Origin of the sequence: Streptomyces spinoverrucosus (assembly GCF_006539505.1) — a bacterium.
Lineage (GTDB): Bacteria > Actinomycetota > Actinomycetes > Streptomycetales > Streptomycetaceae > Streptomyces > Streptomyces spinoverrucosus.
In genome coordinates this window covers 22,120-43,889 of record NZ_BJND01000074.1, presented here as the reverse complement: position 1 = coordinate 43,889, position 21,770 = coordinate 22,120, and the positions used below count along the sequence as shown (strand labels likewise).

At 70.9% G+C, this 21,770-nt stretch carries 16 protein-coding genes and 2 tRNA genes; 16 read left to right on the top strand and 2 right to left on the bottom strand.

Annotated elements, in window-relative coordinates; genetic code table 11:
* The 10 genes from SSP24_RS35970 to SSP24_RS35920 all read left to right on the top strand — a co-directional run.
* Positions 1–1,480 (top strand): ADP-ribosyltransferase (locus tag SSP24_RS35970; RefSeq protein WP_280527092.1); only part of this gene is annotated, 1,480 nt, incomplete at its 5' end.
* A 44-nt stretch (positions 1,481–1,524) separates the two neighbouring features.
* Entirely contained in the window at positions 1,525–1,923 is a 399-nt protein-coding gene (locus SSP24_RS35965; RefSeq protein ID WP_141314339.1) for a hypothetical protein, read from the top strand.
* A 13-nt stretch (positions 1,924–1,936) separates the two neighbouring features.
* On the top strand, positions 1,937–3,049 hold the full coding sequence (locus tag SSP24_RS44505; RefSeq protein ID WP_229865414.1) for a DUF6508 domain-containing protein: 1,113 nt from the start codon (positions 1,937–1,939) through the stop codon (positions 3,047–3,049).
* Positions 3,050–3,134: 85 nt separating this feature from the next.
* Positions 3,135–3,590, top strand: coding sequence for an HD domain-containing protein (locus tag SSP24_RS35955; RefSeq protein ID WP_141314337.1), 456 nt, complete (start codon positions 3,135–3,137; stop codon positions 3,588–3,590).
* Between the two features lie 63 nt (positions 3,591–3,653).
* Entirely contained in the window at positions 3,654–3,950 is a 297-nt protein-coding gene (locus SSP24_RS35950) for a hypothetical protein (protein ID WP_141314335.1), read from the top strand.
* 43 nt (positions 3,951–3,993) lie between these two features.
* A complete protein-coding gene (eccD, locus tag SSP24_RS35945; RefSeq protein WP_141314333.1) occupies positions 3,994–5,349 on the top strand; it encodes a type VII secretion integral membrane protein EccD in 1,356 nt (451 codons plus the stop codon).
* A gap of 59 nt (positions 5,350–5,408) precedes the next feature.
* Entirely contained in the window at positions 5,409–6,788 is a 1,380-nt protein-coding gene (locus tag SSP24_RS35935) for a MinD/ParA family ATP-binding protein (RefSeq protein ID WP_373306724.1), read from the top strand.
* A gap of 34 nt (positions 6,789–6,822) precedes the next feature.
* Positions 6,823–10,803, top strand: a complete 3,981-nt coding sequence (eccCa, locus tag SSP24_RS35930) for a type VII secretion protein EccCa (protein ID WP_141314331.1) — start codon at positions 6,823–6,825, stop codon at positions 10,801–10,803.
* A gap of 43 nt (positions 10,804–10,846) precedes the next feature.
* Entirely contained in the window at positions 10,847–12,271 is a 1,425-nt protein-coding gene (locus SSP24_RS35925) for a DUF6177 family protein (protein WP_141314329.1), read from the top strand.
* A gap of 339 nt (positions 12,272–12,610) precedes the next feature.
* Positions 12,611–12,805, top strand: a complete 195-nt coding sequence (locus SSP24_RS35920) for a hypothetical protein (protein WP_141314327.1) — start codon at positions 12,611–12,613, stop codon at positions 12,803–12,805.
* Positions 12,806–12,891: 86 nt separating this feature from the next.
* Here the strand turns inward: SSP24_RS35920 and SSP24_RS35915 are convergent.
* A tRNA-Gly gene (locus tag SSP24_RS35915) sits at positions 12,892–12,962 on the bottom strand.
* A 174-nt stretch (positions 12,963–13,136) separates the two neighbouring features.
* On the opposite strand from SSP24_RS35915, the gene SSP24_RS35910 reads away from it, so the two are divergent.
* The 5 genes from SSP24_RS35910 (at position 13,137) to clpX (ending at position 17,851) form a co-directional block, all read left to right on the top strand.
* Positions 13,137–13,213: transfer RNA gene (locus SSP24_RS35910), tRNA-Pro, on the top strand.
* A 169-nt stretch (positions 13,214–13,382) separates the two neighbouring features.
* Positions 13,383–14,771: a trigger factor gene (tig, locus tag SSP24_RS35905; protein WP_141314325.1), complete on the top strand. Its 1,389-nt coding sequence runs from the start codon at positions 13,383–13,385 to the stop codon at positions 14,769–14,771.
* A 236-nt stretch (positions 14,772–15,007) separates the two neighbouring features.
* Positions 15,008–15,613 (top strand): ATP-dependent Clp protease proteolytic subunit, encoded by a 606-nt coding sequence (locus SSP24_RS35900; RefSeq protein WP_141314345.1) that lies wholly within the window; start codon positions 15,008–15,010, stop codon positions 15,611–15,613.
* A 79-nt stretch (positions 15,614–15,692) separates the two neighbouring features.
* Positions 15,693–16,373: an ATP-dependent Clp protease proteolytic subunit gene (locus SSP24_RS35895; RefSeq protein ID WP_141314323.1), complete on the top strand. Its 681-nt coding sequence runs from the start codon at positions 15,693–15,695 to the stop codon at positions 16,371–16,373.
* 191 nt (positions 16,374–16,564) lie between these two features.
* Positions 16,565–17,851, top strand: coding sequence for an ATP-dependent Clp protease ATP-binding subunit ClpX (clpX, locus tag SSP24_RS35890; protein WP_141314321.1), 1,287 nt, complete (start codon positions 16,565–16,567; stop codon positions 17,849–17,851).
* A gap of 70 nt (positions 17,852–17,921) precedes the next feature.
* Here the strand turns inward: clpX and SSP24_RS35885 are convergent, their stop codons facing one another.
* Positions 17,922–18,872 (bottom strand): hypothetical protein, encoded by a 951-nt coding sequence (locus SSP24_RS35885; protein ID WP_141314319.1) that lies wholly within the window; start codon positions 18,870–18,872, stop codon positions 17,922–17,924.
* 136 nt (positions 18,873–19,008) lie between these two features.
* Between SSP24_RS35885 and SSP24_RS35880 the strand changes: the two genes are divergently transcribed.
* Complete coding sequence (locus SSP24_RS35880) at positions 19,009–21,633, top strand: valine--tRNA ligase (RefSeq protein WP_141314317.1); 2,625 nt, start codon at positions 19,009–19,011, stop codon at positions 21,631–21,633.
* The last annotated feature ends 137 nt before the right edge of the window (positions 21,634–21,770 follow it).

Genomic DNA, 21,770 nt, shown 5'->3' with positions numbered 1-21,770 from the left:
TGCGGGTCTGTCGAAGATCGGCGACATCGCCGCCAGCCTCAAGGGCGTCGGCAACATCGACATCCCCACCCTCCCGAACGGCTCCGTCCAGCTGCCAGACGGCCGCCTGATGGACCCGAACGGCAACCTCATCACGCCCAACGGCGCCATCGACACGACGCCGGTTCCGCACGAGACCGGCGCTCCGACCAGTCCGACGCTTCCGGCCCACTGGACGATCCAGGGCGGCCAGCAGCCGGTGCACGCGGGCGTGCATGCGGGCGACGGCATGGCACACACGGCCGACAACGTCGGCGGCGCCGGGCACTACAACTCACCCCCGGCGCACACCGGTGGTCACGTCCCGGGCGGGTCCTTCGACGCGACGCCGACCTCGACGCCGTACGGCCACACGCCGTCGCCGTCCGCGTACGATCACGCGCCGTCGCCGTCGTCGTACGACCAGACGCCGACGACCACGCCGCACACCGGCGGTGGCCACACCGGCGGCACAACGCCGTGGTACCACCAGACCACGGGGACCAACCCGGCCCACGACGTCCCGACCACGCCGCACACCGGCGGCCCCGACGTTCCGGGCACCGGCGGCCACACCCCGGACGCCCCGCACGGCACGGGTCACGACCTGCCTGGTGCCGGTCACGCCGACGACGCCTCACACGGCGCCGGGCACACGGACGACGCGGCGCACACCGGTGACCACGTGGACGTGGGTGACCACGCGGGCGTCGGGAACGCCGCCGTGGATGCCGCCGCCCACCACGGCACCGACGCTCCGGTCGCCCCGGGGCATCAGGGCGCGGATGTGCCGGGGCACCCGGGGGCCGGGGAGCCGTTCGAGTACAAGCCGCTCATGTCGGCGGACGAGTTCGAAAACCTGGCCACCGACGCGGAGCGGCACGCGGTGGCGACGGCGGAGCTGGAGCGGGGTACGAACCCCTATCCCAGTTCCAGCAACCGTGCGGGACAGGAATACGGCGACGCGTACTGGAACGACTACATCGACCAGCTCGACCCCGCCGCGAAGGACGCGCTCAACAAGTACAGCGACTTCTACTACACGCAGATCAACGGCCAGCTGCGCGCCGGCGATGTGCGGCCCCCGATCACGGACATCGTCACCAACATGGACCGGGTCATGGACACCCGTCCCGTGCCCGAGGACATCATGATCGTGCGTGGCACCGCGATCGACCACCTCGACCTGGACTCGCCGCTCGACATGCAGGGCAGGACCTTCGGGGACGACGGATACACTTCCACGTCGCTCGGCAAGGACCCGGCCTTCGAGCACAAGCCGGTGATCATGCACTGGCGGGTGCCGAAGGGCACGCCCGCTCTCTGGATCGACTACATCTCCGCGAACAAGGGGGAACGGGAGCTGCTGCTCGCTCGCGGTACGCAGTACAAGGTGACGCGCGTCTTCATGGACTCGGCGGGCAAGTGGCACGCATACGGTGAGGTCCTGCCGAGGTCCTAGGGCCGTCGTTGCGGATCGGGCAGAGGTACAGGAATGTGGACATCATGAGCAGCGAACAACCACTCAACTCGCGCTTCGCGGAAGACCTGCAGATGAAGCAGGTGGCAGGTCCGGTGACGTACAGCCGTAACACCGACGGGCCGGTCGCGTACCTGCGCGTCGCCGATCGGGACGGCACGGTCATCGGATACGTGTGGGCGAACGACAAGGACGACGCGGCCGGCTGGGTGGTGCCGCCGGGGCTTTCGGCCAACGCCGTCAACGCCGGTGCGAGGTGGCTGCGGGCCCTGCGCGGTGGCAAGGAGCGGGAGCTCGCCCCGACGGCCCTGCTCGCGGAGTTGGCGCGCGGCGCGAACGACAATGAGCTGAGCCATGCCGTTGCGGGCTCCCTCACCGACGCCCCGACCCTTGCCGCCCTCAAGGAACTGGCCGCCGGGGGATGAACCACTGAGCAGCATGTCCAACCCCAACCCCGTGCACTACGTCCCCCTCACCGCCCCCGACGGCGAACTCGCCGGATACATCTGGGCCGATGCCGCCGCCGTCGGCTGGTTTCACCGGCCGGCGGGCAGCAGCAGCGCCTACAGGACGGCGGAGGAGTGGCACGACCGGGCGCGGGAGCTGCACGGACGTGGCCTCGCCCCGCGCGGTGTGCTCAGCATGCTCAGCCGGGAACCAGGCGTCGGCCCCGTCACCGAGGCCCCCGACGTCGCCGCGATCGAGGAACTGGCCCGTGTCGTCACCCCGGCCGACGATCGGCGTCTGCTCGACGGGCTCGACCGGGACAACGCGGACGCCTGGCGCGAGCTCGGCGACGCCTTCGACGCGCTCACGGACGAGGACCGGGACATCAAGTGGGGCGGAGGGCAGAAGCGGGCGGACGGGGTCCAGCACGTGGCGTACCCGCTTTACAGCGAGGGGTTGCGGCGCGTCGTTTCCGCCCTGGAGGGCGTGGGTGCCGTCAGCGGCGAGTACCGGTGGATGGGCAATCCGATGCCGGACCTACCGCCCGACGGGCGGCTGTCACCGGCCGACGCCATCCGCGCCGCCACCACGACCGTGCGCGGGGAGCGCGTCTGCGACGGGATGATCGCCGACGCCGTCAAGGACGGCCTCCTCGACGCCATCGTCGCCTCCCTCCGCGCCTGGTACGCCGAGCAGCCCTCCGCCGCCCCCGGCAACATGTGCAGGTTCTGCGGAGGTTCCCCCGCCGCCGACGTCACCTTCCGTGCCCACCGCGGCCTCGTGATCCTCATGGGGTTCAAGAAGACGGACGGGCCCATGTGCTTCACCTGTGGGCTGGCCGTGTACCGGGCCTACACCACCCACACCCTCTGCCAGGGCTGGTGGAGCCCCCTCTCCCTCTTCGTCTTCGCGCCGTTGACGCTGGTCCGCAACCTCCTCGCCGTGCGCCGGGTGAAGCGGCTCCCGGCGCCGGGGCCGGGGACGCTCGGGCCCCGGTACGACCCCGGCGTGCCCGTGCACCGGCGGCCGCGCGCCTATGTCGCCCTCGTCCCCGCGCTGTGGGTGCTCTTCATGATCGTGACGGGACTGTCGGGAGCGGTGTGAAAAGCCGCGAGGGGCTGCCGCACCCCGGCTGTACGCATGGCGCGTCCATGTCTTATGTTGCGGAAGCGAAGTCAGGGGGATCCGCATGCCGCAGGAGATGAGTCTCGCCGAGGTGGAGGCCGTCGCCCGCGCCGCGCACGCCGGGCAGACGGACAAGGCCGGGCGGCCGTACGCCGAGCATCTGTCGGCCGTCGCCGAGGGGGTGCGTGCCCGGGGCGGGGGAGCGGAGCTCATCGCCGCCGCCTGGTTGCACGACGCCGTCGAGGACGGTGTGCTCAGCGAGGAGTGGCTGGCGGAGGCCGCGCTGCCGCAGCGCACCAAGGACGTCGTACGGGCCGTGACCAAGCGGGCGGGGGAGGAGCCGGAGGCCTACGCGCGCCGGATCCTGGCCACGCCTGGGGCCCGGCTCGTGAAGACCGCCGACCTCGCGCACAACGCAGACCCGGACCGCCTCGCCGTACTCGACGAGCTCACGGCCCGGCGGCTGACCCAGAAGTACGCCACCATGCGCGGCCTCCTCGGCCTCACCCCCGACGACTGATGACCTGCGCAGACCGACGATCGACAACGACTGACGACCTCTACGGCACGGGACGACGACTGAATGGCACGGGACTACGACAGCCAACTGCTGGAGTCGGTGGCGGTACGCCGGCGCCGGATGCGCGACGCCGTGCTGTTCGGCGCTCAGCGGGCCCGGCGTACGGCCGACGAGCGGCTCGGCAAGATGTTCGCGGGCATCGCGATCGCCGCCGTACTGTGTGCCGGCTGCATCGGCTGGTCCTTCGTCCAGGCCACCCTCGCCAAGCAGCGGGCCGAGCAGGAGAAGCAGCGCCAGCAGCAGGAGCAGCTGTACAACCCGTCGCCGAGCAAGTCCGCCGACGGTGGGGAGAAGCAGTGAACGGCGCCAATGGCCGAAACGACGCGATGATAGGTTCCGGTGAGTGGTGAGCACATCAACGACGTCCCGGACTCAACTGAGCCGGGTCACCCTGGTCGGTGAGCGACGACGCGCCGACATCGTTCTGCCCTCGGACACGCCGATCGGCCAACTGCTCCCCGACATACTGCAGTTGCTCGACGACCGGGCCGCCACCCGGCCGACCACACGGCAACTCATCAGCACCGACGGCTCGGTGCTCCCGCACGAGGCCACGCTGTCCTCGGCCGAGGTGCCCGACGGCGCCGTACTGCGCCTGGTGCGCGCCCACGCCGCACCGCCCGCGCCGGTCGTGCACGACGTCACCGACCAGGTCGCCGACGACCTCGACCTGCGCGCCTGGCGCTGGCGTCCGGCCGCGCGCCGGATCAGCGCCGGCGTCGCCACCTTCGCCTTCGCCGTCGCCGCGGCCGTGCTGGCCCGGCGGGAGTTCGCGCTGGAGTCAGTGGCGACCGCGCTGCTGGTCGCGACCGTCGTCTTCCTGATCGCCGGTGCCGTGGTGGCGAAGACCGGCGGTGGGAACCTGGGGCTCGCCACCGCACTGCTGCTCGCCTCCGGCGGACTCGGCGTGCTCGCCGCGTGGACCACGGCCGACGCCTACGACTGGTCCGGCACCGCCCGGCTGGCCGGTGTCGTCGCCGCGCTGGTCGTCACCCTCGTACTGCTCGCCTTCTTCTCGCCACTGGGCCGCGGCGGACTCATCGGGGCCGGTGCGGCGGCCGTCATCACCGTCGTGTGGGAGGCCGTGGCCGCCGTACAGGACGACCCGGAGCGGCTCGGCGCCGTGATGGCGGTGTTCTCCGTGGTGCTGCTCGGGCTGCTGCCCCGGTTCGCGCTGATGGCCTCGGGCCTCACCGGGCTCGACGACCGGCGCTCCTCGGGCACCTCGGTGAGCCGGCACGAGGTCGGCAACGCGCTCGCCGCCACCCACCGCGGCCTCGCCCTCGCCACCGTGGTCACCGCCGTCTCGGCCGCCGCCGGCGGCTGGCTGCTGACCACGGGGGAGGATCCGGCCTGGTGGTCGGTGGTGCTGGCCTCGCTCACCGCGGTCGTCCTGCTGTCCCGTGCGCGGGCCTTCCCGCTGGTCGCGGAGGTCGTGGCGCTGTTCGGCGCGGCGGCCCTGCTCGTCGTACGGCTCGCGGTGCTGTGGCTGGACCACGCCGGGGGTGTCGGTGCGCTCGTCCTGCTGGCGGCCGCGGCGCTGCTGCCGCTGCTGGTCCTCGCGATCGAGCCGCCGGAACACGTCCGGGTGCGGCTGCGGCGACTGGCCGACCTGATCGAGTCCCTCGGTGTGATCGGGCTCTTCCCGCTCGCCGTCGGGGTGTTCGGCATCTACGGGCAACTGCTCAACAAGTTCTGAGGTTTCGAACTACCAGACGCCGACGCGCGTCGCTCCTGGCGGGACGACGAGGCGGGAGCGTGTCGGGAGAGAAGGGCGACATGCCGAGCGGGGACAACTGGCAGGGCGATGTGCTGCGCGACCTGAGGGCCGGCGCGGCCGGACAGCGTGCGGCACAGGCGCGCGCCAAGGACGGAGAACAGTCCGGCGCGCAGCCGGAACAGGCGCATCCACACCAGGAACAGCAGGCGGCGGGGCAGCCGGGGCAGCAGCACGTGCCGCCGCAGGGCGCCAACCCGGCGTACGGCTACCCGCAGGCCCACCAGCCCGGCCCCGGCGCCGGATACGGCTACCCGCAGGCCCAGCAGCCCGCCCCCAACGTCCCACAGCAGCAGGCCCCTTACGGCTACCCGCAGCAGGGGTACGTCGACCCTGGGCAGCAGCACGCCCAGCCGTACCCCCACCAGGCCCAGCCCCACCAGCAGGCGGCCCCCACCCCCCAGCCCGCCCCCGCCCGCCGCGCCCCGACCTCCCGCGCCACCCCCGACTCCCGCCCCGCCGTCGACAAGCGGATCGCGGACACCGGGCTCAAGCCCCGCCGCGGCGAGCCCTTCGGCACCCGCGCCCTGCGCGCCGTACGCCGTACCGTCTCCTCCTCGGCCGCCCGCGAGGTCGCCGAGACCACTGCCACCGCCGAGGTGCTCCAGCAGGCCGTCACCACCGGCCGGCAGATCGCGGTGACGTCCATCCGCGGCGGCTCCGGCAAGACGACGGTCGCCGCCCTGCTGAGCACCACCTACGCCCACTACCGGCAGGACCCGGTGCTGGCCGTCGAGGCCGACCCGGCGCTCGGCTCGCTGCCGCTGCGGCTCGGCGCGGAGAACCTGCGCTGGACCACCGGCGACCTCGCCGACGTCGTCGAGCCGCAGATGTCGCTGCTCGACGTCACCGGGTATCTGGTCCAACTGCCCGACAACGCCTGGCTGCTCCCCGGCAGCCAGGGCCAGGTCGGGGCCATGCTCGACACCCGGGCCTACGAGCGCGTGATGGTGTCGCTGCGCCGCTACTTCGGGGTGACCGTCGTCGACTGCGAGACGCTGCCCGCCGAGGTGGCCCGTACCGCGCTGTCGGCCGCCCAGGCCCGGGTGCTGACTGTGCCCGCCACGCTGGAGGGCGTCGCCAGCACGCACGCGGTGCTGCAGTGGATGCGCGGACTGCCCCGGGACATCACGACCTCGACGGTCGTCGTGCTCACCGAGACGGTGCCGCACACCGGCGTCGACCTGGACAAGGCCGCCGAGCCGCTGAAGGCGACCGGGGCGAGCGTGCGGGTCCTGCCGTACGACCGGCATCTCGCGGCCGGCGGCACCATCCGCACCGACCTGCTCGCGCGGGCCACCCGGCAGGCCGCCACCGGCCTGGCCGCGGAGGTCTTCCAGCTGTCCCAGCAGCGCCGTTGAGCTCCCCCGAAGGGAACCCACAGAGGCAAGGACGATGAGCACCCGACTGATCCACCGCCCGGCCCGGACCACCCGTCCGCCGGCCGCTCCCGAGCCGCGCACCATCGAGGCCCCGCCCAACCTGCCCGACGGCAAGTCGGGTTCGATCGCGACCTCGTTGCTGCCCGTCGCCGGTGTGATGTCGTCCGTCGTGATGATGACGGTCGTGCGCAACAGCCAGTTCGCGGCGCTGGGCGCGATCATCCTCGTCGTCACCATCGTCGGCTCGCTGATCCTGGTGTTCTCCCAGCGCGGCAAGGCCCAGCGCACCCGCCGCACCCAGCGCGAGGCCTATCTCGCCTACCTGGAGGACCTGCGGGAGGAGCTGTCGAAGGAGGAACGCGAGCGCGGGGAGCGGGCCCAGGTGCTCAACCCGCCGCCGGACGCGCTGTACGACATCGTGCGCGACCCCGCCCGGCTGTGGGAGCGGCGCCGTGTGGACGGCGACTTCCTGCGGGTCCGCGTCGGCACAGGCGAGATGCGGGTACGCGACCTGAAGGTCGGCGACCAGGGCTCCTCCGTGCTCACCCCGCCCGACCAGTTCATGCTGAACGAGGCCTCCGCGCTGGTCGCCCGCTTCGGCACCGGCACCGAACTGCCGCTCACCGTCCCGCTGGACCGGGTCGGCAACATCAGCGTCATCGGCCGCCGCGAGGACACCCTCCGCGTCGCCCGCGCCCTGCTGGTGCAGGCCGCCGCCACCCACGCCCCGGACGACGTGGCGATGGCGCTGGCCGCGCCCGGCGACCGGATCGCCGACTGGGAGTGGGCCAAGTGGCTGCCCCACCTGCTCGACGGCGAGCAGTTCGACGGGCCCGTGGCCGCCCGCCGTATCGCCCCCTCCGTGCCCCAACTGGCCCGCCAGATAGGCCCCGAGCTGCGCCGCCGCGCCTCCTACGCGGCCGAGGTGCGGCGCGGTCTGTCCGGCCGGGACGCCCTCGCGATGTCCTCCCGGCTGATCGTCGTCGCCGACGCGCACGGCGACGACGCCGTGGACCTGCCCCGCCCGGACGACGCGGTCGGCCTGCGCGACATGGGCGTCAGCGTGCTGCACCTGCTCGACGAGCGGGTGCAGGAACCGGGCCATGTCGGCGTCCGCATCACCGTCGACGGCGAACGCGTCGTCATCGAGGACCTGCGCGAGAGCGAGCCGATCGGCGCCCACGGCACCGTCGACGAGGTCGGCCCCGCCTTCGCCGAGGGCCTCGCCCGGATGTTGGCCCCGCTCAGGCTGTCCGCCGACTCCATGGGCGCCGACGCCCCGCTGACCGGCCCGGTCGACTTCGCCGAGCTGCTCGGCATAGACGACGTGGCCCGTCTCGACCTGGACCGGCTGTGGGCGCCGCGCGGCGAGCGGGCGTTCCTGCGGGTGCCGATCGGCATCAGCGACTCCCGCGAGGCCGTGCTGCTCGACCTGAAGGAGTCCTCCGAGCTGGGCATGGGCCCGCACGGCCTGTGCGTCGGCGCCACCGGCTCCGGCAAGTCCGAGCTGCTGCGCACCCTCGTCCTCGCCCTGGTCGCCACCCACCCGCCGGAGGACCTCGCCCTCGTCCTCGTCGACTACAAGGGCGGCGCCACCTTCGCGCCGTTCGCCGACCTGCCGCACGTCGCCGGTGTCATCACCAACCTGGAGAACCAGGCGGGCCTGGTCGAGCGCGTCCACTCCTCGCTGGCCGGCGAGGTCAAGCGCCGCCAGCAGGTGCTGAAGGACGCCGGGAACGTCGCCGACATCGGCCACTACGCCGCGCTGCGCGCCGAGAAGCGACCCGACCTGGAGCCGCTGCCGCACCTGTTCGTGGTGATCGACGAGTTCGGTGAACTCCTCACCGCCAAGCCCGACTTCATCGACCTGTTCCTGTCCATCGGCCGCATCGGCCGGTCCATCGGCGTCCACCTGCTGCTGTCCAGCCAGCGCATCGAGGGCGGCAAGCTCAAGGGCCTGGACACCTACCTGTCGTACCGGCTGGGCCTGCGCACCTTCTCCGCCGACGAGTCCCGCACCGTCCTGGACACCACCGACGCCTTCCACCTGCCGCCGCTGCCCGGCTTCGGCTACCTCAAGGTCGACACCAGCCACTACGAGCGGTTCAAGGCGAGCTACGTCTCCGGCGCCTACAGCGGCCCCGTACAGCGCGAGACCGAGGACACCGGTCCGCTCGCCCTGGCGTACGAGGCGTACAACTCGCTCGGCGAGGAGTCCGGCGCGGCGCCCGAGGAGCAGCCGCAGATGCGGCGCCGGGAGACCGGGCCCACCGAACTCGGCGTGATGATCGAGCAGCTCGAAGGCGCCGGCGCCCGGCCGGTACGGCAGATCTGGCTGCCCCCGCTGCCCGCAGCCGTCCCCCTCGACAAGGTCGCGGGGCCCGTGGAGGTCGGCCCGCGCGGCATGCAGCTGGCCAAGCGGAGCGGCCCGCTGCGGGTGCCGCTGGGCGTCCTCGACGACCCGACCAAGCAGTGGCAGGGCCAGTGGTACCTGGACCTGACGCTGGCCGGCGGCCACGCGGCCGTCATCGGCGGCCCCCAGTCCGGCAAGACGACCCTGCTGCGCACCCTCGCCCTGTCCCTGGCGCTGACGCACACCCCGCAGGAGGTCGGCATCTACGGCCTCGACCTCGTCGGCGGTGGCCTCCAGGCGCTGTCCGGGCTGCCGCACGTCGGCGGCGTCGCCGGCCGCGCCGACCGGGAGCGGGCCGCGCGCACCATCGACTCGGTGCGCGCCATGCTCGATCAGCGCGAGGAACTCTTCCGCATCCACTCCATCGACTCCCTCGAACAGCTGCGCACCCTGCACGCCGCGGGCCGCGTCACCGAGCTGGCCTCCACGGAGATCGTGCTGCTCATCGACGGCTTCGGCGCGCTGCGCGACGACTTCGAGGAACTGGACGACGCGGTCGCCGACATCCTCAAGCGCGGCAGCGGCTACGGCATCCACGTCGTCGCCGGCATGCTCCGCTGGAACGACGTGCGCATCGCCACCCAGTCCCAGTTCGGCACCCGCGTCGAGCTGCGCCTGAACGACCCCAGCGAGTCCAGCATCGAACGCAAGCTCGCCCAGACCCTGTCCCCCGAGGAGAAGGGCCGCGTCCTCACCGACGGCAAGCTGTTCGCCCAGGTCGCCCTGCCCCGCACCGACGGCCTGGCGGACACCGCGGACCTCGGCGCGGTCCTGGAGCGCACCGCCCGTACGGTCCGCGCCACCTGGACCGGCGATGTCGCCCAGCCCGTGCGGGTCCTGCCGCACGTCCTCGAACCGCAGCAGCTGCCGACCCCGGCCGCCGAGCCGCGCCGCGTCCCCATCGGCCTGGACCAGACGCAGCTCGCGCCCGTCCTGCTCGACCTGTTCCAGCACGACCAGCACCTGCTGATCATGGGCGACAGCGAGTGCGGCAAGACCAACCTGCTCAAGGTGATCACCCAGGGCCTGATCGAGCGCTACGGCGACGACGAACTCGTCTTCGGCGTCTTCGACCCGCGCCGCGGCCTGCGCGGTGCCATCCCCGAGGAGTACCGGGGCGGCTACGCCTACAACGCCAAGCTGTGCGCGGGCCTCGCCGCCGGTATCGCCTCCGAGCTGGAGAAGCGGCTGCCCGACGAGGGCGCCGACAGCGAGGACCTGGAGCCCGGCAGCTTCTCCGGCCCGCGGATCGTGATCCTCGTCGACGACTACGACGTCCTGACCACCGCGGGACAGCAGCCGCTGGCGCCCTTCGTGCCGTACATCCCCTCCGCCGTCGACATCGGCCTGCACTTCATCCTCACCCGCCGCGTCGCGGGCGCCTCGCGCGGCCTGTACGAGCCGCTGCTGCAGGGCCTGCGCGAGTCCGGCGCCTCGGCGCTGGTGATGGCCGGCGACCGCAGCGAGGGCCAGCTCTTCCCGGGTGTGTACGCGAGCCAGCAGCCGCCGGGCCGGGGCACCCTGCTGCGCCGGGGCGAGGCCACCCGGCTGATCCAGACCGTGTACGCGGGGACCAAGTAATGCATAACCACAGACCGGCTACGCGCGGGGACCAGGTGAACCCATGACCAAGGACGTCATCGCCCTCACGAAGAAGATGCCCGACCCGCTGAGCGTGCTCGCGGGCCTGCTCTCCGGCGGCCCCGACAAGCTGGTGGGCGCCGAGGGCGACGGAGCCGTGGTGCGGCTGTGCGACGAACAGGGCCGCCCCCTCGTCTCCATCGAGGCGCCCCTGCTCGTGCAGGTCCGGGGCGAGGCCCAGCGGCTGCTCGGGGCGCGCGAGCCGGAGACGCCGTACTGGTGGACGGAGGCCCGCGCCACGACCGGCGTCAAGGAGGCCGAGGAACTCGCCGGGACGTTCGCGGCCCGGCTGGCCACGCTCGTCGGCGGCACCGCCTGGCCGCGCGAGGCCGCGCGCTCGATGGCCGTGGTCAAGGCGGACGGCGTCAGCGCCGTTCCGGCACCGGCCGCTGCCCAGCCCGCCGTCGACGTCCTCACCGACAAGGTCGCCGTCGTCATCCAGGACCGCCCGGTCGTGGCGATGACCGCGTGGCTCGCGGACGCCTTCCGCGCCGCCGCGCAGGCCGAACGCGGCCTGCAGATCGTCACCCCCGCGGGCACCCGCATGTCCCCGGCCGTCCGCAACGCCCTGCCGGGCTGGCCCTCGCGCTGGGTGGTGCAGGACGAGCGGGACGGCTATTACGACGGCCTGTCCGGGGCCGTGCTGCGCTGGGACAACGGCCTCTTCGTGACCGTGGAGTCCCCGGAGGCGACCCCCGAGGACCCGCGCACGCCGGTCGCCCGCACCTTCGGCGAGGGCATCGCCGACACCGGCGAACGCCAGCTCGCGATCTCCTTCCGCACCGTCCACCCGGCCGACGACCGCCTGGTGCTCGGCGGCGCCGTGGAGGCCGTATGGCGGGAGATCACCGGGGAGCCGCCGTCCGGCTGGGGCACTGAGGAGCCCGCCAACCTCCCCTGGTCGCTGCGGCAGCTGACCGACGTGGCCCACGAGCGGTCGCCCGAGCCGACCTGGCTGGTGGTCGTCGGCACGCCCGAGCGCCCCGGGCTCGCGACGGTGCGCATCACCCGGACCAAGGGCGGCGTGGAGGAGGACGTCACCATGGCGTTCGGCTACGGCCCGGGGGAGGAGCTGCCGTCCGACGCCGTGCCCGCCGCTGCGGAGGTCCTCGCCACCAAGCACGACCTGCAGTCCATGCTGGTGCAGATCCGCCGGGCGCGCCGCGACCTGTCCGTACCGCCCCGCTTCGAGGGCCCGGGCGTGCCGTACGCCTTCGTCCTGGGCGCCGAGGAGGTCCGCACGATGCCCGGCGACCGGGCCCGGCGCACCCCACTGTCCGAGCCTCCGCGCGAACTCGGCCCGCGCACCCGCCCGGCGCTGTACTACCCGCTGCCCGGCGACCCGTCGGACCTGTCGGGCTGGCAGGACTTCGAACGCCTCATGCGACACCTGAAGGGCGCTTCCTGACGTCCTGAGCACGAGCACGTCCTGAGCACGAGCACCATCACCGGCCCCGCCAAAACGGGCAATTGTAAATAACCGCAGGCAAGTTGCGTGGGTCGTTGTGTGGATGCGGCAACGATTGGGTTGCATTCCCGCGACGACCGGTCGTCAATTGTCTTGCGGGGCGCGCGCGGTGGGCGTGCGGGGCGTGGCCGAACACGCCGGGGTGCGGCGCGGGTGTGGTCGGCGTTACGTCACGCGCCGCATACGGCGGGCCTGTTGGTGGCACGATGGTTCTGGCGGGGGTGCGCGGTCTCGTATCCCCCGGCCGGGAGAGCGGACCGACCGAGGGTGTGATCAGTTGTGGCCATTTCACTGTCAGTGGTGCTGCTGTTGGCGATCATCCTGGTGGTGATGATGCGAGGGGGCTCGATCAAGGCGGGTCCCGCCATCGTGGCGATCCTCTTCGGCTTCTTCCTCGCCTCGACCGGCATGGCCCCGTCGATCAACCGCTTTCTCGACTCGATAGCGGACACGATCAACTCGATCAGCTTCTGACAGCCTCTGCCGGCCCCGGCACGGTCCGGGAACGCCTCAGGGCCCGACCAGGAGGACGAACCTCCTGCCGGGCCCTGAGCCGACAGAGCGGGCGACGGGAATCGAACCCGCGTAGCCAGTTTGGAAGACTGGGGCTCTACCATTGAGCTACGCCCGCACAGAACGCGCCGCAGACCAGTCGCCCGCGGCACTGCACGCATCGTACCGGGTCGGCCCCCCTCACCGCACACCCCGATCCGCCCGGACGCCGTCAGCGCACGAGATCGCACCGGCCTCGGGAAATGCGGCAGCCGCGCAGCCTGCGGGCATGTACCCTACGTGTCGCACCAGACGGGGTGTGGCGCAGCTTGGTAGCGCGTCCGCTTTGGGAGCGGAAGGCCGTGGGTTCAAATCCCGCCACCCCGACCACTCACCCGATCACCACGCGTGATCGCCTTTTGGGCCGTGTAGCTGCTGCCGTTACTATGCAAGCTGCACGCCCGTGTGTCTCATCACTGAAGTCCTCCGGGCGGCCACATCCGCCGGACCCGTCGGGCCCCGGCAGAACCCGAGAAGTCAGCCACAAGGAGACCGAACCGTGAAGAGCGCCGTGGAGAACCTGAACCCGACCCGGGTTCGGCTCACTGTCGAGGTGCCCTTCGAGGAGCTCAAGGACAGCCTCGACGCGGCGTACAAGAAGATCAACCAGCAGGTCACGGTGAAGGGCTTCCGCAAGGGCAAGATCCCCGCCCGGGTCATCGACCAGCGGTTCGGCCGTGGTGCCGTGCTGGAGGAGGCCGTCAACGACGCGCTTCCGAAGTTCTACACGGAGGCGGTCAACGAGGCCGAGCTCAGCGTCCTGGGCCAGCCCGAGGTCGACATCACCGAGCTGAAGGACGGCGAGACGCTGAACTTCACCGCCGAGGTCGACATCCGCCCGGCCATCGAGATCCCGGACTACTCCGGCATCGAGGTCGAGGTCGACGCCGTCGAGGTCACCGACGAGGACATCGAGAAGTCGGTCGAGCAGCTGCGCGAGCGCTTCGCCTCCACCACGCCGGTCGAGCGCGCCGCCGAGGACGGCGACGTCGTCACGATCGACCTGGAGGCCAAGGTCGACGGCGAGGTCCTGGAGGACGGCATCGCGAACGGCGTCTCGTACACCATCGGCTCCGGTGAGCTGCTGGACGGCATCGACGACGCCGTGAAGGGTCTGTCGGCCGGCGAGGAGGCCACCTTCACCTCCGAGCTCAAGGGCGGCTCCGCGGCCGGCCGTGAGGCCGAGGTCACCGTCAAGGTCACCCAGGTCGCCGCGCGCGAACTGCCCGAGCTGGACGACGACTTCGCGCAGCTCGCCTCCGAGTTCGACACGCTGGACGAGCTGAAGGCCGACAGCCGCAAGCGCCTGGCGAACATGAAGCAGTTCGACCAGGCCACGCAGGCCCAGGAGCGCGTCCTGGAGAAGCTGCTGGAGCTTGTCGAGGTGCCCGTCCCCGAGAAGCTCCTCGAGGACGAGATCAACACCCGCAAGCACAACCTGGAGCACCACCAGCTCGGCCAGATGGGCCTGACCCTCGACAAGTACCTGGAGATCCAGGGCAAGACCGCCGAGGAGTTCGAGACCGAGACCCGCGAGGCGGCGATCAAGGGCATCAAGACCCAGTTCGTCCTCGACGAGCTGGTCAAGCAGGAGAAGCTCAACGTCAACCAGGACGAGCTGACCGAGCACCTGATGCGCCGCGCCGCGTCCTCCGGCATGTCCCCCGACCAGTTCGCCCAGGCCGTCGTCGAGCAGGGCCAGGTCCCGCTCCTGGTCGGCGAGGTCGCCCGCGGCAAGGCCCTCGCGGTCGTCGTCGAGGCCGCCACGGTCAAGGACACCAACGGCGAGATCGTCGACCTGGACGACGAGGACGAGACCGAGGCCGAGGCCGACGCCGAGCAGTCCGCCGAGGTCACCGAGGGTGACAAGAAGGACGACCAGGCGTAAACAGCCGTAAGAAAGGGCCCCGGGACGATCGCGCCCGGGGCCCTTTTGCCGTCCCGGCACCGCAAACCCGCAGCTGCCCACGAACCGAACACCCGCCACCGCGCTACGCCCCCGGCGAACACTCCCGCCTCCGGGATTCCCCGAAGGGACCCGCGCGTTAGGGTCCATGAATACGGCAGAACGTAAGACGGCCCGGCGCCGTCGCAAGACGAGCAGGTGGATACGTGACGAATCTGATGCCCTCCGCCGCCGGCGAGCCTTCCATCGGTGGTGGCCTCGGTGACCAGGTCTACAGCCGGCTGCTCAACGAGCGGATCATCTTCCTCGGCCAGCCGGTCGACGACGACATCGCAAACCGGATCACCGCGCAGCTGCTGCTCCTTGCCGCGGACCCGGAAAAAGACATTTACCTGTACATCAACAGCCCCGGCGGCTCGATCACGGCCGGCATGGCGATCTACGACACCATGCAGTACATCAAGAACGACGTGGTGACGATCGCCATGGGCCTGGCGGCGTCCATGGGCCAGTTCCTGCTGAGCGCGGGCACCCCCGGCAAGCGCTTCGCCCTGCCGAACGCCGAGATCCTGATCCACCAGCCGTCCGCCGGCCTGGCCGGCTCGGCCTCGGACATCAAGATCCACGCCGAGCGGCTGTTGCACACCAAGAAGCGCATGGCCGAGCTCACGGCCCTGCACACCGGCCAGTCGGTCGAGCAGATCACCCGCGACTCGGACCGCGACCGCTGGTTCGACGCCACGGAGGCCAAGGACTACGGCCTCATCGACGACGTGATCGCCACGGCCGCCGGCATGCCGGGCGGCGGCGGCACGGGAGCCTGACGGCCGTACCGGCCCCCTGCGGGCCCGTACGCCCCGCTCCAGCCCCCAGCCACCGCCCCAGCCCCTTTCAGGAGACACCGTGAACGACTTCCCCGGCAGCGGCCTCTACGACCGTACGCGCGCCGAGTACACCGGCCCGCAGGCCGAGTCCCGCTACGTCATCCCGCGCTTCGTCGAGCGCACCTCCCAGGGCATCCGCGAGTACGACCCGTACGCGAAGCTCTTCGAGGAGCGCGTGATCTTCCTGGGCGTCCAGATCGACGACGCCTCCGCCAACGACGTCATGGCGCAGCTGCTGTGCCTGGAGTCGATGGACCCGGACCGGGACATCTCGGTCTACATCAACAGCCCCGGCGGCTCCTTCACCGCGCTGACGGCGATCTACGACACGATGCAGTTCGTCAAGCCCGACATCCAGACGGTCTGCATGGGCCAGGCGGCCTCCGCCGCGGCCGTGCTGCTGGCCGCCGGCTCGCCCGGCAAGCGCATGGCGCTGCCGAACGCGCGCATCCTGATCCACCAGCCGTACAGCGAGACCGGCCGCGGCCAGGTCTCCGACCTGGAGATCGCCGCGAACGAGATCCTGCGGATGCGCTCGCAGCTGGAGGAGATGCTGGCCAAGCACTCCACCCAGTCGATCGAGAAGATCCGCGAGGACATCGAGCGCGACAAGATCCTCACCGCCGAGGACGCGCTGGAGTACGGCCTGATCGACCAGATCATCTCGACGCGCAAGATGAACAACACGTCGGTCCGCTGACGCGGATCGGGTAATGTACGCCGCTCCTTGGCACGGTGTGACGCCGTGCGTCGCAAGGTGCACGTCAAAGTGAACCGTGCCAAGGGGGGCCCGAACGGGGGGCTCGGCAAGGTACCGTCGGACATAAGGCAGCACCAGGAGCCGCTGGACACAGGTGTCCAGTCGTCTCCCAGGCGAAGGGGAAGCACACCGTGGCACGCATCGGTGACGGCGGCGATCTGCTCAAGTGCTCGTTCTGCGGCAAGAGCCAGAAGCAGGTCAAGAAGCTCATCGCAGGCCCCGGTGTGTACATCTGCGACGAGTGCATCGATCTCTGCAACGAGATCATCGAGGAAGAGCTCGCGGAGACCAGCGAGGTGCGCTGGGAGGAGCTGCCCAAGCCGCGCGAGATCTACGAGTTCCTCGAGGGGTACGTGGTCGGCCAGGAGGCGGCGAAGAAGGCCCTCTCCGTCGCCGTCTACAACCACTACAAACGCGTCCAGGCCGGGGAGAACGGCGGCGCCCAAGGTCGCGACGACGCCATCGAGTTGGCGAAGTCCAACATCCTGCTGCTGGGCCCCACGGGCTCCGGAAAGACCCTCCTGGCGCAGACCCTGGCGCGCATGCTGAACGTCCCGTTCGCCATCGCCGACGCGACGGCGCTGACGGAGGCGGGCTACGTCGGCGAGGACGTCGAGAACATCCTGCTGAAGCTGATCCAGGCGGCCGACTACGACGTCAAGAAGGCCGAGACCGGGATCATCTACATCGACGAGATCGACAAGGTCGCGCGGAAGAGTGAAAACCCGTCCATCACACGGGACGTGAGCGGCGAGGGCGTCCAGCAGGCCCTGCTCAAGATCCTCGAAGGCACCACGGCCTCGGTACCGCCGCAGGGCGGCCGTAAGCACCCGCACCAGGAGTTCATCCAGATCGACACGACGAACGTGCTGTTCATCGTGGGCGGCGCCTTCGCCGGGCTGGAGAAGATCATCGAGTCCCGGGCGGGCGCGAAGGGCATCGGCTTCGGCGCGACGATCCGCTCCAAGCGTGAGCTGGAGGCCAAGGACCAGTTCGAGGACGTCATGCCGGAGGACCTGGTCAAGTTCGGCATGATCCCGGAGTTCATCGGCCGGCTCCCCGTGATCACCTCGGTCCACAACCTGGACCGCGAGGCCCTGCTCCAGATCCTGGTGGAGCCGCGCAACGCGCTCGTCAAGCAGTACCAGCGCCTCTTCGAACTCGACGGCGTGGAACTGGACTTCGAACGCGAAGCGCTGGAAGCCATCGCCGACCAGGCCATCCTCCGCCAGACGGGCGCGCGGGGCCTGCGCGCCATCATGGAAGAGGTCCTGATGTCCGTGATGTACGAGGTCCCGTCCCGCAAGGACGTGGCGAGGGTCGTCATCACCGCGGACGTCGTCCACTCCAACGTCAACCCGACCCTCATCCCGCGGGATGCGCGTGGGCGGGGCACGGGCGAGCAGAAGACGGCGTAACGGCCCGTACGACAGCCAAAAGGGGCCCCGGTCGGCAAGTGACCGGGGCCCCTTCGTGACTGAGCGGCCGTCAGGCGGGGACGCGGACCTCCTTGCGGAACTTCGCGGTCAGCTCGGCCGCCTTCTCCGGGTCGCCTTCCTTGCCCGCCGCGATGTCGGCGTACTCCATCGGCAGCACGAACCCGATGGTGCTGTAGTCGCCCCAGACGCAGTACGTCATGTTCACCTCGGACGGTTCACCCGACGAGGCCTCGGAGTTCGTCATCTTGGCCAGCTGGCACTTCAGGATGGCGCCGTCGAGGCCCTCCGGCGTGTACGCCTTCGGCTCGCCCTCGAACGTGACGTCATCGCCCTCGGCGTCCTTCTTCATGTAGGCGAAGAGCGCGTCGACCACCTTCTCGGGGTCCTCGATCTCGCCGTAGACGCCGCCGAACGAGATGAGCTTCCCGGCCAGCGGATTGTCGCCGTCCTGCCCCGCCTCGTAATTCGCGCTGACGTCCTTGGGGTTCTTGACGCCCCACTTCTCGGCTTCCTTCAGGTCCGACTCGGACATGGCGGCGTCCGAGCTGTCGCCGCTGCCCTTCTTGTACTCGGTGAGCACCGTCGCCGGCGTCGTCAGCTTGTGCGGGCCGTCGTCCGCGACGTCCGAGCCGCCGCTCCCGCCGAGTACGAAGTACGCGCCCACCGCGATCGCCGCCACGACGGCCACCGCGCCGATGATGAGACCGGTCTTCTTCTTGCCGCCGCCCGGAGCCGGCGGCATCGGGGCGCCGTACGGGGCCTGGCCGTGGGGCGGCTGCTGGCCGTACGGGGGCTGCTGGCCGTACGGCGGCGTCTGCGGCGGCACGCCCTGCGGAGCCTGCTGCGGGTAGCCGTACCCCGGCTGCGGCTGGGCGGGCTGCTGGGGGTAGCCGTAGCCGGGCTGGGGTGCCTGCGGCTGCTGGCCGTACGGACCCGGCTGGCCGTACGGTCCGGGCTGCTGGGGCTGCCCGCCGTACGGGCCCGGCTGGTTGTAGCTCATTACTGGGTTCCCCTCCAGATGTTTACGTGTTCCCGACATCCTGGCGCAGGCACCGGCAACGCACTGCATCGGGGTCACCACCGTTACAGAAGAATCGCGTTTCGGGACCACCCGGTGACACCCCTAAACTGAGCCCGTGACCGAGAACGCTCAGCAGCAGCCACCAGCGCCCAACACCGAACTGCCGACCCAGTACGCGCCGGCCGACGTAGAGGGGCCGCTGTACGAGCGCTGGGTAGAGCGGGGTTACTTCGAGGCGGACGCCAAGAGCGACAAGGCGCCGTACACCATCGTCATCCCGCCGCCGAACGTCACGGGCTCGCTCCACCTCGGACATGCCTTCGAGCACACGCTCATCGACGTCCTCACCCGCCGCAAGCGGATGCAGGGCTACGAGACGCTGTGGCAGCCCGGCATGGACCACGCCGGTATCGCCACCCAGAACGTCGTCGAGCGGGAGCTCGCGAAGGAGGGCAAGTCCCGGCACGACCTGGGCCGCGAGGCCTTCGTCGAGCGCGTCTGGCAGTGGAAGGCCGAGTCCGGCGGGCAGATCTCCGGCCAGATGCGGCGGCTCGGTGACGGCGTCGCGTGGTCGCGCCAGCGCTTCACCATGGACGAGGGGCTGTCCAGGGCCGTCCAGACCATCTTCAAGCGGCTCTACGACGACGAGCTGATCTACCGCGCCGAGCGCATCATCAACTGGTGCCCCCGGTGCCTGACCGCCATCTCGGACATCGAGGTCGAGTACCAGGACGACGACGGTGAGCTCGTCTCCATGAAGTACGGCGACGGGGACGACACCATCGTCGTCGCCACCACCCGCGCCGAGACCATGCTCGGTGACACCGCCGTCGCCGTTCACCCCGAGGACGAGCGGTACCGGCACCTGGTCGGCAAGCTCATCAAGCTGCCGCTGACCGACCGTTCCATCCCGGTCGTCGCGGACGAGCACGTCGACCCCGAGTTCGGCACCGGCGCCGTCAAGGTCACCCCGGCGCACGACCCGAACGACTTCGAGATCGGCCAGCGGCACGACCTGCCCGCCATCACGGTCATGGACGAGCACGCCGTCATCACCGCCCACGGCCCCTTCCAGGGCCTGGACCGGCTGGAGGCCCGCTCCGCCATCGTCGCCGCACTGCGCGCCGATGGCCGGATCGTCGCCGAGAAGCGGCCGTACGTCCACTCCGTCGGCCACTGCTCGCGCTGCAAGACCACCATCGAGCCGCGCCTGTCGATGCAGTGGTGGGTCAAGGTCGGCCCGCTCGCCAAGGCCGCCGGTGACGCGGTCCGCGAGGGCAAGGTCACCATCCACCCGCAGGAGATGGAGAAGCGGTACTTCGACTGGGTCGACAACCTCCACGACTGGTGCATCTCACGGCAGTTGTGGTGGGGCCACCGGATCCCGGTCTGGTACGGCCCGGACGGCGAGGTCGTCTGCGTCGGCCCCGACGAGGAGCCGCCGAGCGGTGAAGGCTGGCGCCAGGACTCCGACGTCCTCGACACCTGGTTCTCCTCCGGCCTGTGGCCCTTCTCCACCCTCGGCTGGCCCGAGCAGACCGAGTCGCTCGCGAAGTTCTACCCGAACTCCGTCCTGGTCACCGGCTACGACATCCTCTTCTTCTGGGTCGCCCGGATGATGATGTTCGGGCTGTACGCGATGGACGGCACCCCGCCGTTCCACACCATCGCGCTGCACGGCATGGTCCGTGACCAGAACGGCAAGAAGATGTCCAAGTCCTTCGGGAACGTCGTCAACCCGCTGGACTGGATGGACAAGTACGGCTCCGACGCCCTCCGCTTCACCCTCGCGCGCGGCGCCAACCCCGGTGTCGACGTCCCGATCGGCGAGGACTGGGTCCAGGGCTCCCGCAACTTCGCCAACAAGATCTGGAACGCCACGCGGTTCGCGCTGATGAACGGCGCGACGGTGGACGGCCCGCTGCCGGACCCGTCGAAGATGTCCTCGACGGACCGCTGGATCCTCTCCCGCCTGAACTCGGTGGTCGCCGAGGTCGACGCGTACTACGAGGACTACCAGTTCGCGAAGCTGTCCGACGCGCTGTTCCACTTCGCGTGGGACGAGGTGTTCGACTGGTACGTCGAGCTGTCAAAGACCACCTTCCAGGCGGGCGGCGAGGCGGCCGAGGTCAGCCAGCGGGTCCTGGGCGAGGTCCTGGACGTCACCCTGCGCCTGCTGCACCCGGTGGTCCCCTTCGTCACGGAGACGCTCTGGACCACGCTGACCGGCGGTGAGTCCGTCGTCATCGCCGAGTGGCCGAAGGACAGCGGCTTCCGTGACGCGGACGCCGAGCGGGAGATCGAGACGCTCCAGTCCGTCATCACCGAGGTCCGCCGCTTCCGCGCCGACCAGGGCCTCCAGCCCGGCCAGCGGGTCCCCGCCCGGCTGACCCTGGACGGCACGGCCCTCGCGTCGCACGAGCCCGCCATCCGCCAGCTGCTGCGCCTCCAGCCCGAGGGCGAGAACTTCGCGGCGACGGCGACGCTGCCGGTGGCGGGCGTTGAGGTCGCGCTGGACCTCTCCGGCGTGATCGACGTCGCGGCGGAGCGCAAGCGCCTCGCCAAGGACCTCGCCGCCGCGGAGAAGGAAAAGTCCCAGGCCACGGCCAAGCTCGGCAACGAGGCGTTCCTCGCCAAGGCGCCGGAACCGGTGGTCGAGAAGATCCGCGGGCGGCTGGCCAAGGCGGAGGAGGACATCGCCCGGATCCAGTCCCAGCTGGAGCGTTTGCCGCAGGCGTAGGCGTCCGTACGTCGGTGGAGGCCCCCGGTGCCCTGTAGGTGCCGGGGGCCTCCACGCCGTCAGGGGCGCGGGGAACTGCGCGACCAGCCACGTATAACCCGCACACGCAAGACTGCCCGAAACCACGCTGCGCGCCG

What these genes read in the sequence shown, in the direction of transcription:
- SSP24_RS35965 (WP_141314339.1), top strand. Translation starts at nt 1,525, where the DNA reads ATGAGCAGCGAACAACCACTCAACTCGCGCTTCGCGGAAGACCTGCAG.
- SSP24_RS44505 (WP_229865414.1), top strand. Translation starts at nt 1,937, where the DNA reads ATGTCCAACCCCAACCCCGTGCACTACGTCCCCCTCACCGCCCCCGAC.
- SSP24_RS35955 (WP_141314337.1), top strand. Translation starts at nt 3,135, where the DNA reads ATGCCGCAGGAGATGAGTCTCGCCGAGGTGGAGGCCGTCGCCCGCGCC.
- SSP24_RS35950 (WP_141314335.1), top strand. Translation starts at nt 3,654, where the DNA reads ATGGCACGGGACTACGACAGCCAACTGCTGGAGTCGGTGGCGGTACGC.
- eccCa (WP_141314331.1), top strand. Translation starts at nt 6,823, where the DNA reads ATGAGCACCCGACTGATCCACCGCCCGGCCCGGACCACCCGTCCGCCG.
- SSP24_RS35925 (WP_141314329.1), top strand. Translation starts at nt 10,847, where the DNA reads ATGACCAAGGACGTCATCGCCCTCACGAAGAAGATGCCCGACCCGCTG.
- SSP24_RS35900 (WP_141314345.1), top strand. Translation starts at nt 15,008, where the DNA reads ATGCCCTCCGCCGCCGGCGAGCCTTCCATCGGTGGTGGCCTCGGTGAC.
- SSP24_RS35885 (WP_141314319.1), bottom strand. Translation starts at nt 18,872, where the DNA reads ATGAGCTACAACCAGCCGGGCCCGTACGGCGGGCAGCCCCAGCAGCCC.